Origin of the sequence: Saccharibacillus deserti (assembly GCF_013618475.1) — a bacterium.
GTDB lineage: Bacteria > Bacillota > Bacilli > Paenibacillales > Paenibacillaceae > Saccharibacillus > Saccharibacillus deserti.
Genome location: NZ_JABJVN010000010.1, coordinates 139,379 through 150,721, shown reverse-complemented (window position 1 = coordinate 150,721; position 11,343 = coordinate 139,379). Strand labels below are relative to the sequence as shown.

The window sequence follows — 11,343 nt, the reverse complement described above, 5'->3', positions numbered from 1 at the left end:
GCTGAAATGGCAGTCAATCTTTTTTTTATTCCCCATCAGGACGATGAGGCGTTAACGTTCGGGGCGGCGATCCGAAACCATCTGAACGCCGGCGACGAATGCCAAATCATTTTGTATACCGACGGCTCATCCTCCAATGTCGTCCGGCAGTTGAACGGCGAGATCAAGAGCAGCATGCACCGGAAAATGCTTGATCCGAAGACGGAAGGTTACACGCCGCTGGATCGCACGGATCTGGTTCGCTGCCGGAACGACGAGTTTTTGCGTTCCTGCCTCTCTCTGGGGCTGGCCCGGGAACATATTCATATGGTGCAGCGTCTGCAGGACGGAACGACCACGGTCGAAGCCTGTGAAGAGCTGATCGGAGAGTTTTCGGATCGGTATCCCGGAGCCCGGGTTAAAACGTTTACTGACCTGGGCGGCAATCACCGCGACCATGCCAATATGGGGGCGGCGGCACTGCGTTTGTATCGCCGGGAGAAAATTGCGGACCTGAGGTTGTATGTCGAGCCTTACAATCTGCGCCAGGCGAAGAAAGCGGGACGGGGGATAAAGATTTTCAAAGAGCAGCCGGAAACCCACCGGGAATCCGTCGTGGCTTCCTTGAACGAATACAAGAAATGGAACCCGTCGCTGGAACAGTTCGCAATCGGCTATCACTCGGTTCGAAAAGAAATCGATGCCGCGATCGCCAAGCCGATTTCTTATTACCATAAACCGTACGATTCTTTTTAATAAGAAGGAAACGTTTGACGAAACCACAACAAAGGAGCTGCGGACGAATGAGCAAAATTTTGATCGTAGGCGGGCAAATGGAAAACAAAGGCGCGCAGGCCATGACGTTTACCGTAATCAATGAAATCAAGAAGCGTTATCCCGACAAGGAAATATTGGTCAACTGTATCGATCCGGATCGCGGATATGCTTTTGATATCGTCAAGATCGGCAAAAAGCTGAAAATCGAAATGCTGGGCGGCGTATTCGGTACCTTGGGCAAATTGATTCCGAATGCCGAACATGTCAATGTAACTCGCGCCGACATGGAACGGATCATGAAAGACACCGATATGATCGTCGATATCAGCGGATTCGCGTTGTCTTCCCAGTTTACAATCCGACACTCGGTGAATTACCTCGTCAATATTATGCTCGCCAAACGCTACAAAGTGCCGATGGTGCTGATGCCGCAGTCGTTCGGACCGTTCGATTACGAGAGCAAATACAAATCCTTCATCATGACGCTGATTAAAAAATACATCACTTATCCGACCTACATATATGCGCGCGAAGATGAAGGGATGCAGTTCCTGAGCCGCTTCACTACGCGCAACCTCAAGCGTTCGATGGATCTGGTTCTTCAAGGCAGCGGAGACTACAATCTGGATGTGCTGTTCAAACCGGGCGCTTATCAGCCGAACGAACCGGTCAAAGTCAAAGAAAATTCCGCAGGAATCGTGCCCAACGTCAAAACGATGAAGTACGGCTCCCGGGAAGATCTTCTTCAGGCTTACCGAAAAATGACCGATCACCTGCTCAAGCGGGGCATGAATGTCTATCTGCTTCGGCATTCGACGGAAGATTTGGAGATTTGCAAAGGCATTAAACAGCATTATCCGAACGACGATCGCGTCGTATTGCTCGAAAATGAATATGATTGCATCGAGATTCATCATATCCTGGAACAGTTCCGCTTTATTGTCGCTTCCCGTTACCATTCCATTGTCCATGCTTACAAAGACGGTATTCCGGTACTGGCTCTCGGATGGGCTACGAAATACCAGGAACTGCTCGGACGTTTCGGCCAAAAAGAATACATGTTCGACGTTCGCGACCTGGCGCACGTGGAGCGCGACATTGAGCGCAAACTCGATCAAATGATCGAACGCCAACAGGAAGAATCAAAGAAAATCAAAGCGGTAACCGCCGAAATTCAAAGCCACACGATCTTCAGCGAAGTGTTCGGCGAACTCCCGGCTGCCAAAATGACACCGGAACTGGCGGGAGAGCTTGAAGACGCCACTCTTCAGATCGGTTGATCTGTTTGGCTCAAGCGGGTGAATCGGATCGCGATGACAAAAACCTTTACCTGATTATAATGAGGTAAAGGTTTTTTGCCTCGGGCAGACGTAGGCAGAAATCCCGATTTGTGCTACTCTTACCGGGAAGCGCAGGAGGCATACCGGGCGGGAAAAGGAGAACGAACAGGATGCAGCAGTTGTTTATCGGAGATCTTTCACTCAGCGACGGCGTTATTGAATCCGTGGTGCTGTCGGAGTCGGAAGTCAGAGTCGGATTTCGGCTCTGGGACGGAAGCAAAGCCCGGTTTTGGTTTACGGGAGTGATCGGAATGAAAGACCGGAATTCGGTCGGGCAGGATATCGAATCGCTTGATACGGAGTCCGGGGCGTCCATATTCCAGGGAGCGGAGGGAGCGTTTGCGGCGGAACTGCTTGAAGAGCGCCGGGCGGACCGGACGGCGCCTATTACACGTTACTCTTTTATCGGATCCTGGATGATGAATCCTATTCTGGAAGTTTATGCGGAAGAAATGGATGTACAGCGGACAAACGGATTTTGAATCGAGGGTATGGAAAATATTAGTTTTTGGGTAGAGGATTACATGGAGTTCCGGCGTTTAGGAAGCCTGAAAAGCGGTTATTTACGCTGTACGGGCAGCGAAGCGGCATCGCTTCATCCATTCAGGTATCCCGATTTCCTATTCTTTCATTCGAAGGAGATGAGACGTATGTCGATCGATCGTTTCATTTGGACCAAACTCAGCCGGCACGCCGACGAGCAGACCCAGACCAATCTGGCCAAACTATTGGCAATCCGGATTCGCAAAGCCGAGCGTGCAGAAAAGTCGGCAGTCCGTCTGACTTCTTGAACAGGAAACCCCGATTTATTGCCGAATATACAAAAGGAGGTTCCGTGAGGAACCTCCTATTCGGCCTTTACGCCGGCCGCGGCTTCCGAACAGGCTTCGTCGGAAAGGGATAGCATGGATTCTTCTGTCATACATTCGCCTTGAGGCTCGTTGATCCATTCGTCCGACCAGCCTTGAATGCATTCGATGGTAGACTGAAGGGCACGTCCTTTATCGGTCAATTCATATTCGATCCGTACCGGAGTCTCCGGATATACGTGACGCAGCACAATCCCTTCCTTCTCGAGATCCTTGAGGCGCTCGGAGAGCAGACGTCCACTGACGGGGAAAGCCGATTGAATATTGCAGAAACGCTGCGGCCCGGACAGCAGACGGTAGATAATCAAGCCGTTCCAGCGCTGCGACAAAATCTGCATCCCGCGTTCAAATCGCGGGCAAAGCGTCGAATTTTTCATGTGTTCACCTCCAAACTTTCCACAGGAAAGTCGTACTGCAAGTTCCTTTATCTTCTTTATTATATCATGAATCGTATCGAAATGCGGATTTCGCTCATTATTTTATGTCGGATCATGAATTTTAGGAAGAACCTTTCTTTTTCGTAACCCTATTTAAAAACGAAGACCGTTTGACGAAAGTAAGAAGTGAGCGGTCTACATTCAGGACGCAATCTTGCCAAACAGAAAGAAGGGAAATCGATGAATACACTTGATGCACTCGTACTTAGCATCCCTTATCTCAAAAAGATCACAAGCGAAGACTTCATGATCGGCATTACCGACACGCAGAAATTTCTATATTATGCCCCGTCTACCGATCTTGACTTCGGATTGTCCGCGGGATCTCCGATTCCCTCCGATGATATCAATCTCAAAAAAGCACTGAGCGGACGGGTCTCCAGTACCCGGATTCCGGCTTCCGCGTACGGGACGGAACTTGAAGCCAAAGGTATCCCGGTATTCGACGAACAGGGGAAAGTCATCGGAGCCCTGGCGGTGGCGTATACGCTGAAAACCGAAACCTTCCTGCACGAATTCGGAGACCGGATGGAAGCGGTCAGCCGTTCCTTGACGGATTTCGTGGCTTCGATTGCGGCGCAGTCGCAGCAGTTGGCGGCGGCGACTACGGAAATTCGCGAAAATTCCGGCCGTGCGGTAACCGATGCCCGCGAGGTCAACAAAGTGACTTCGTTTATCCGCGAAATTTCGGAACAAACGAATATGCTGGGTCTGAACGCGGCAATCGAAGCGGCGCGGGTCGGCGAACTGGGTGCAGGGTTCCAGGTCGTAGCGAGCGAAGTGCGAAAGCTGTCGGTCGATACAAAAAAAGCCACGCAGAGTATCGAGCAGGCGCTGAACAACGTGCAGGGCAGTATTCTGCGCATGGAGCAGGAAATCACTTCGATCTCCGACGCTTCGAACGAACAGGCGCATCTGTTGGGCGAATTCAGCGGTTTGACCGATCGGTTGAACGATTTGAATGCCGAATTCTCCGACTTCACCAAAAAGCTGCTGGAGCAGCGCGGACAAACCGAATAATTCCATGCCGCCAGAAAGCGTTCTGCCTGCAGGCGCATATCAAAAAGACATTCCGGGTTTCCGGAATGTCTTTTTATGTACTCGGGGGACAAGCGAAGCGGCGGCTTAGTAAAGGGAAAGAGCCAAAGTGTCGCTTTCGCGGTACGAGTGCAAGATGGCTTCCGAACCGACAATTTCGATACTGATCAGGGAACCGATACATTTTTTCAAGGCTCTTTTTCCGTTACTCAACTTATTATCCAAGGCGCTCGACAGCAGTCTAAGCATTTTCTGAGCGGGTTGCGTGTTCTCGGCGTCAATGTAAACGGGAACCAGTTTTTCTTGAACTGTAATCGTCGTTTTCACTACATTCACCTCATTTATACTTTATCCTGATTTTATTATAAACTTGCTTCCTTAAAAACATATTAAAAAACGATTAAATTTCTTCGTAAACGTTACTATTTTAAAATTTTTTTTGAAAAGTCGAGAGATCCCTCCTTTTTTCGTCGATCGGCAGCGTGCGTCCGTGTAATTTACTACTTGTTTACCCGGAGCGTCCTATTTATGAAAACCTTTTTACGTGAATTTTTGCTTGATTTTCAAAAAAATAATGAAACCGCCGAAAATGATTGAATCCCGAAGTCTTTGGGGTAATGAATACTCTGATTGGGCAGCCGTCTAACTGCTCCAATAATGGATAGATAATAACGGATAGATTCAGAAGCATGCAACCAATCGATAATCAAAGGAGTGTATTTCTATGTCGGCACCACGTTTTGAAGGCAGAACCGTTATCGTTACCGGCGCGGGTTCCGGCATCGGCCGGGCGGCGGCACTCAAATTTGCGGAAGAAGGCGCCAATGTCGGATTGTTCGATCTGGATGCCGAGCGCGCTGAAAGCGTTCGCGGAGAATTGGAAGCGATTCGCGCCGGTTCCGGATTCGTCCGCACGTTGGACGTTTCCGATGCGGAGGCTATGGCTGACGCGTACCGGGCGGTGAACGATCGTTTCGGCGGACTGGATGCCGTGTTTGCAAACGCCGGTATCAACGGGGCAAAAGGACCGATCGAACATATGGAGCTTGCCGAATTCCAGAAAACGATTGACGTGAACTTGGGCGGAATGTTCCTCTCCGTCAAGCTGGCTATTCCTTATATGAAAAAAAGAGGCGGAGGAAGTATTGTCATTACAAGTTCCGTAAACGGCAATACCCGCTTCTCGAGCATCGGCATGTCGCCTTACAGCACCTCCAAAGCCGGACAAGTCGCGTTTGCCAAGATGGCCGCTCTGGAACTTGCCCGCTACCGGATTCGGGTCAATACGATCTGTCCGGGTGCGATCTCGACCAATATCGACGAAACGACCGAAGAAAACGAACGGATGGATGAAATTGCGATTCCGCTCGAGTTCCCACGCGGCGGCGATCACCCTTTGGCCGGACGTCACGGACAGCCCGAAGAAGTCGCCGACTTGGCCGTATACCTCGCTTCTTCGGAAGCGCGTCATGTGACGGGAGCCTCCATCACCGTAGACGGCGGAGAATCTCTGCTGTTTTGAGCCAACAATCCCTGAACAGCCGAGCGGGATACAAACCTGCCTATCCCAAGCCTACAGCTTTGGCAGCTGCGCCGAAGATTTAGGCAACGGGGCAGACATCTCCGGCTTCGAAAGACCCGGCGGACAGAATTCCACTTCTGTCCGCCGGGTCTTTTTGGCGTTTCGTTGTTCGGTTTGTTTCACGGAATCGGGTATAATGAAGCAGCGGAAAGAAAAGCTGAAGATCCGGGAGGGAACAAACATGGGTTGGTTATCGTGGCTGGCGGAGCAGAAAATCGAAGAAGCGGTTCGCCGCGGGGAATTCGACGACCTGCCGGGCAGCGGCAGGCCGATCGTACCGGAAGATTTGTCCGGCGTGCCCGAAGAACTCCGGGTCCCGTACCGGATTCTCAAGAACGCCGGTATGCTGCCGGAAGAGCTGCAGCTGCGCAAAGAATGCCTGGAGCTTGAAGATCTGCTCGCGGTCTGCGCATCCGACGGCGAGAAGCAGACGCTGGAAAGCCGCTTGACGGCCAAAAAGCTGAAGCTGCGAATGGTGGAAGAACAGCGCGGCTGGAGCGGCGGAGCGTACGAGCAGTACGCCGACAAGATTCGAGGCCGGCTGGAAGGCAGCTAAAATTCCTATCAGCCAAAAGCGCCCCCGCATAGGCGGGAGCGCTTCGACTTCACATAAACAATCGGAACCGCGGTCGGTCGACGGGGAAGTCAGTTCTCAGATTTCGGGAACGTCGACGACTACCGCTTCGCGCGGAATACGCGACAGATCGAAGGCGGGGACGAGTTCGGCGGCGGAAATCGGCTCGGGCCGGTCGATAAGACCGCTGACATGGGCCAGCCAGCCGACAAGCCTCTCCGGAGACGTCCCGCGTTCGCGAAAAGCGGAGATGGCGATACCGCCGTGGCGCTTGGCCAGACGTTTGCCGTCCGGCCCGTTGAGCAGCGGAACATGCAGGAATTCGGGGACGGGAAGTCCCAGGGTCTCGTCGAGCAGAATCTGTCTGGGTGTGGAATCCAGCAGATCGCGTCCGCGCAGAACGTCGGTGATCCGCATATCCGCATCGTCCACCACCACGGACAATTGATACGAATGCAGACCGTCCGCGCGGCGTACAATAAAGTCGCCGCCGCTGCCCGAAGGAAACAGCTGCGGCCCGGCGATGCCGTCGGCAAAACGGATCTTCCGGTTTGCCGGCAGCGCGAAACGCAGGGATGGATCTTTGTGACGCGCTTTCTCGGCGCGTTCGGCCGGCTCAAGATGCCGGCAGGTGCCGGGATAAGCGGGTCCTTCGGCGCTTAAGCCGTGCGGTGCGCTGGCGGCGCCCAGAATGTCGGCGCGGCTGCAGTAACAGGGATACACGGCTCCCGAAGCTTCCAGCCTGCGGAGCGCGTCTTCGTAGCGCTCCAGACGCTCGCTCTGGGTATAGGGCGAGTAAGGACCGCCTACGTCGGGGCCCTCGTCCCAATCCAGGCCGAGCCAGCGCAGATCAAGCAGCGCCAGTTCGGCCCATTTAGTACGAGAGCGTTCCGTGTCGATATCTTCCATGCGCAGAACGAAGGTTCCGCCGAGCGAGCGCATATGAAGCCAGGCGAGCAGAGCGGTGCGTGCATTGCCCAAGTGCATTTTACCGGAGGGGGTCGGCGCAAATCGTCCGCGTCTCATGGTTTCTCACTTCCTTGGAATCTGAATAGGGTCTGCGGCCATTCGCAGCCCTGCTTGTTTAGCATAACGCCGGCCGAGAGGGTCTGGCAAGGCCGCGGCAGTCGGATGACGGACTGCCGAGAGACGACAGAAACGGAGTGGAATGTCATGCATAACGAATATCGAAGCCCCCGGGGCGAAGCCGGAAAAGAAAGCGGCCGTTTGGCGGGAACTTCCGGCCTGCGAGAGCTGCCGGTCGACGGCGCGCTTCCCGAATTGAAAAAAAGCCTGGCGGCAAACCGTCCCGCCATTTTGATCGCCCAGCCGGGGGCGGGCAAGACGACCCGGGTTCCGCCGGCGCTATTGGATGAACCCTGGCTGGAAGGGAAAAAGATCATCATGCTCGAGCCGCGCCGTCTGGCGGCCGTCTCGGCCGCCGATTATATCTCCGAGTCCCTGGGCGAGAAGACGGGCGCAACGGTCGGCTACCGGATTGCCCTGGACAGCAGATCGGGGCGGCACACCCGAATCGAAGTGGTGACCGAAGGCATTCTGACCCGTATGCTCCAGTCCGATCCTTCGCTGGAAGAAGTGGGCCTTGTGATTTTCGACGAGTTTCACGAGCGGAATCTGCAGGCCGATCTCGGATTGGCTCTGGCCCTGCAGAGCCGCATGGTGCTGCGCGAGGATCTGCGGATTCTGATCATGTCGGCAACCATCGACCCGGAACCGGTCTCCCGGGTGCTGGGCGGAGCCGATCTGATCCGCAGCGAAGGCCGGGTATATCCGGTCCGGACGGTACATCTGGGTTCGGCGCGCTCTGTGCCGCTTGAGCGCAGGACGGCGCAGGCCGTTCGCCGAGCCTGGGACGAGACGGACGGAGGCATTCTGGTATTCCTGCCCGGTGTGCGCGAGATCATGCGCGTACGCGAAGAACTGCTGCGCGGCGGGGGACTGCCCGGAGCGGAGCTGCTGCCGCTGCACGGCGGACTTGGCCGCGAAGAGCAGCGCAGGGCCGTTCGGGCTTCCGCCGAAGGCCGGCGGAAGATCGTGCTCTCGACCACGCTGGCCGAGTCCAGCATCACGGTCGAGGGAGTGACAGCCGTCGTGGACAGCGGCTTGATCCGCACGCAGGAGTTCTCGCCGCGGACCGGCATGTCGCGCCTCGTCACGATGACCGAATCGCTGGAATCGGCGGATCAGCGGCGGGGACGCGCGGGGCGGACCGCGCCCGGTTTCTGCTACCGGCTGTGGAGCCAGGAAGAAGAAAGCGGGATGCCGGAAGCCCGCGTGCCCGAGATTCTGCAAAGCGATCTGACGCCGCTTGCGCTCGAGCTGGCCGCCTGGGGCGTGCGCGACCCGCGGGAACTCGATTGGATCGACCCGCCGCCGGAAGCGGGTTACGCGGAAGCGCAGAATCTGCTGCGCCGCCTGCATGCCCTCGGCGAAAACGGCGCGATTACGGACGAAGGGCGCGCCATGAGCGAACTGGGCGTGCATCCCCGGCTGGCTCGCATGATCCGCCGGGCCGCCGGCTTGGGATTGGGTCCGCTTGCCTGCGATTTGGCGGCGCTGCTGCAGGAGCAGTCTTCTTCGCCTTCGCAGCGCAGCGGGGGCGTAACGGATGCCGTCTCGCTGCTTCCGCGGCTCCAGGCACTGGGCGCCGCTGCCGCAGGCGTATCGTCCGCCCCGCGGACTCCGGAAGACCGCGCAGCGGAGCGTGCGTCCCGGCTGCGCCGGATCGCCGGACTTCCCTCCGGTCCGGCGGGTGACACCGGCCCCGCGGGGCTTCTGCTCGCCTATGCCTTCCCCGATCGGGTCGGCCGGCGGCGGGGCGCAGGCCGCTTTCTGCTCAGCGGAGGACGCGGCGCGTTCGTACCCGAGCGCGAACTGATCTCGCGCGAAGAGTATCTCGTCGCCGCCGATATCGACGACCGGGGGGCCGAAGGCCAGATCTGGCTGGCGGCGCCGCTTGATCCCGAAGAAGTGGAGCGGTTTGCGGCCGAGGAAGGAACGGAAGAGATTCGAGTCGAATGGGACAGCGAACGCGAAGCCGTCTCGGCGCTGCGGATCCGGCGAATCGGTGCCGTCGTCCTGCAGTCCGTGCAGGCCTCTGCGCCCGATGCGGAAGCCGTCGCCGCGGCGCTGCTCGCCGGTATCCGCGGCAGTCAGGGAAGGCTGCTTCCCTGGAGCAGGGAAGCGCGCGAGCTTCAGCATCGCATGATGTTCATGCATTTGGCCGATCGGGAGTTCCCGGCTTCGGACGACACGGCACTGCTGGAGGGCATGGAAGAATGGCTGCTGCCCTATGTTTCGGGCGTACGCAGCGCGGCGCAGCTGCGCAAACTGAATCTGGTGCAGATGCTGGAACAGAGGCTGACCTGGGAACAGCGCCGGACACTCGAAGCCGAAGCGCCGACCCGTCTGAGCGTGCCGAGCGGGTCGCGGATCGCGGTGGATTACAGCGATCCCGAACGGCCGCATATGGCGGTGCGTCTGCAGGAAATGTTCGGGCAGAGCGAGACGCCCCGTATCGGACGAGGACGGATTCCGATCACGGTGCAGCTGCTGTCTCCGGCTCGCCGGCCGGTACAGATCACTTCCGACCTGGCGAATTTCTGGAAAGAAACGTATTTCGAAGTTAAAAAAGATTTGAAAGGCCGTTATCCCAAGCATTATTGGCCGGACGATCCCAACGGGGCGGAAGCGACGCGGCACGTGCGTCCCAAACGGTAAGTTCGAATGTCCGCGCGAATGAAGCTTTTCTTTTCCGATATATCCCGGAGACTGAACGGTCATCGAAGTTTCGGAGCGCCGGGGCAGGGTAAATAAAAAGCAAGCACAAATCCCTATTCAGCTTCGAAGGAGGATTTTAACGATGTCCAAGAAAATCGTGGGTGTGTTCGAAAACGAACGGGAAGCTTCGCAGGCGATTCAGAACTTGCAGCGGCAGGGCTTCACTTCCGACGAAATCTCTGTAGTGGCCAAAGATCGCGACGACCTGAGAGCGATAGATGAAGAAACCGGTACGAAAGCGCCGGAAGGATTGGCTGCGGGAGCGGCGACGGGCGGCGTGCTCGGCGGCGTTACCGGGCTGCTGGCCGGAGTAGGCGCGCTGGCGATTCCGGGGATCGGTCCGATTCTGGCGGCAGGACCGCTGGCGGCCGCAATGGCGGGTCTTGCGGTCGGTGCAGGAGCGGGCGGTCTTGTCGGCGGCCTGGTCGGCCTGGGAATTCCGGAGAACGAAGCGGAAGAATACCAAGAACATCTGAACCGGGGCAATATTCTGGTGCTGGTCGACGAAGACAACCGCAGCCGCACCGTATACGATTCGTTCCGGGAGAACCGTTCCGTCAATGCGGACCGCTATCATTTGACGGAAGAAGGTTACGGCAACGAAATGCATACCGGGGGTTCCGTCAATCCGCAGATGGATACGATGAATCAGACCGCGGGCATGGACGACCGGGACCTGATCCGAGAAGACGAGCGGATGCATTCTTTGGACGATTCGCCGAATACGCTGCCTCCCCGAGCCGATCGCAGATTGTAATTCCGCTCGTTCGAAAAACGCTTCGCGCAGCGGCAGATAAAGATACATGGCTAGTTTGGCGGCAAACAGGCGAATAAGCAGGCAGAGGGGAAGCGCCGACAGCGCTTCCCCTTTTTTATTCGGCAATTCACAGGATAAATTTTTAAAATTATTTCATTACATGAAAAATTCATAATAAAAACCGTCAAA

12 protein-coding genes are annotated in these 11,343 nt (G+C 56.1%); 9 read left to right on the top strand and 3 right to left on the bottom strand.

The window, feature by feature from the left end; all coding sequences use genetic code 11:
• Positions 1–6 precede the first annotated feature (6 nt).
• From HOP44_RS20645 to HOP44_RS20630, 4 genes are all read left to right on the top strand, one after another.
• Positions 7–735, top strand: a complete 729-nt coding sequence (locus tag HOP44_RS20645; RefSeq protein ID WP_172256911.1) for a PIG-L family deacetylase — start codon at positions 7–9, stop codon at positions 733–735.
• A 47-nt stretch (positions 736–782) separates the two neighbouring features.
• Positions 783–2,036, top strand: a complete 1,254-nt coding sequence (locus HOP44_RS20640; RefSeq protein WP_172256909.1) for a polysaccharide pyruvyl transferase family protein — start codon at positions 783–785, stop codon at positions 2,034–2,036.
• Between the two features lie 170 nt (positions 2,037–2,206).
• Positions 2,207–2,578: a hypothetical protein gene (locus HOP44_RS20635; protein WP_172256907.1), complete on the top strand. Its 372-nt coding sequence runs from the start codon at positions 2,207–2,209 to the stop codon at positions 2,576–2,578.
• 168 nt (positions 2,579–2,746) lie between these two features.
• A complete protein-coding gene (locus HOP44_RS20630; RefSeq protein WP_172256905.1) occupies positions 2,747–2,887 on the top strand; it encodes a hypothetical protein in 141 nt (46 codons plus the stop codon).
• A 56-nt stretch (positions 2,888–2,943) separates the two neighbouring features.
• Here the strand turns inward: HOP44_RS20630 and HOP44_RS20625 are convergent, their stop codons facing one another.
• Positions 2,944–3,342: a winged helix-turn-helix transcriptional regulator gene (locus HOP44_RS20625; RefSeq protein WP_172256903.1), complete on the bottom strand. Its 399-nt coding sequence runs from the start codon at positions 3,340–3,342 to the stop codon at positions 2,944–2,946.
• Positions 3,343–3,582: 240 nt separating this feature from the next.
• Between HOP44_RS20625 and HOP44_RS23075 the strand changes: the two genes are divergently transcribed.
• The gene (locus tag HOP44_RS23075) at positions 3,583–4,422 is read left to right on the top strand and encodes a methyl-accepting chemotaxis protein (protein WP_172256901.1); all 840 of its coding nucleotides are present in this window, start codon (positions 3,583–3,585) and stop codon (positions 4,420–4,422) included.
• A gap of 105 nt (positions 4,423–4,527) precedes the next feature.
• On the opposite strand, the gene HOP44_RS20615 is transcribed toward HOP44_RS23075, so the two are convergent.
• On the bottom strand, positions 4,528–4,767 hold the full coding sequence (locus HOP44_RS20615) for a hypothetical protein (protein ID WP_018977456.1): 240 nt from the start codon (positions 4,765–4,767) through the stop codon (positions 4,528–4,530).
• Between the two features lie 397 nt (positions 4,768–5,164).
• On the opposite strand from HOP44_RS20615, the gene HOP44_RS20610 reads away from it, so the two are divergent.
• Both HOP44_RS20610 and HOP44_RS20605 read left to right on the top strand, forming a co-directional pair.
• On the top strand, positions 5,165–5,962 hold the full coding sequence (locus tag HOP44_RS20610) for an SDR family oxidoreductase (RefSeq protein WP_172256899.1): 798 nt from the start codon (positions 5,165–5,167) through the stop codon (positions 5,960–5,962).
• Positions 5,963–6,203: 241 nt separating this feature from the next.
• A complete protein-coding gene (locus HOP44_RS20605; protein ID WP_172256897.1) occupies positions 6,204–6,578 on the top strand; it encodes a DnaJ family domain-containing protein in 375 nt (124 codons plus the stop codon).
• A gap of 96 nt (positions 6,579–6,674) precedes the next feature.
• Here HOP44_RS20605 and gluQRS read toward each other — a convergent pair whose 3' ends face one another.
• Positions 6,675–7,622, bottom strand: coding sequence for a tRNA glutamyl-Q(34) synthetase GluQRS (gene gluQRS, locus HOP44_RS20600; protein WP_172256895.1), 948 nt, complete (start codon positions 7,620–7,622; stop codon positions 6,675–6,677).
• Positions 7,623–7,769: 147 nt separating this feature from the next.
• On the opposite strand from gluQRS, the gene hrpB reads away from it, so the two are divergent.
• A complete protein-coding gene (gene hrpB, locus HOP44_RS20595) occupies positions 7,770–10,337 on the top strand; it encodes an ATP-dependent helicase HrpB (protein WP_172256893.1) in 2,568 nt (855 codons plus the stop codon).
• Between the two features lie 142 nt (positions 10,338–10,479).
• Entirely contained in the window at positions 10,480–11,154 is a 675-nt protein-coding gene (locus tag HOP44_RS20590) for a general stress protein (protein WP_172256891.1), read from the top strand.
• Positions 11,155–11,343 lie beyond the last annotated feature (189 nt).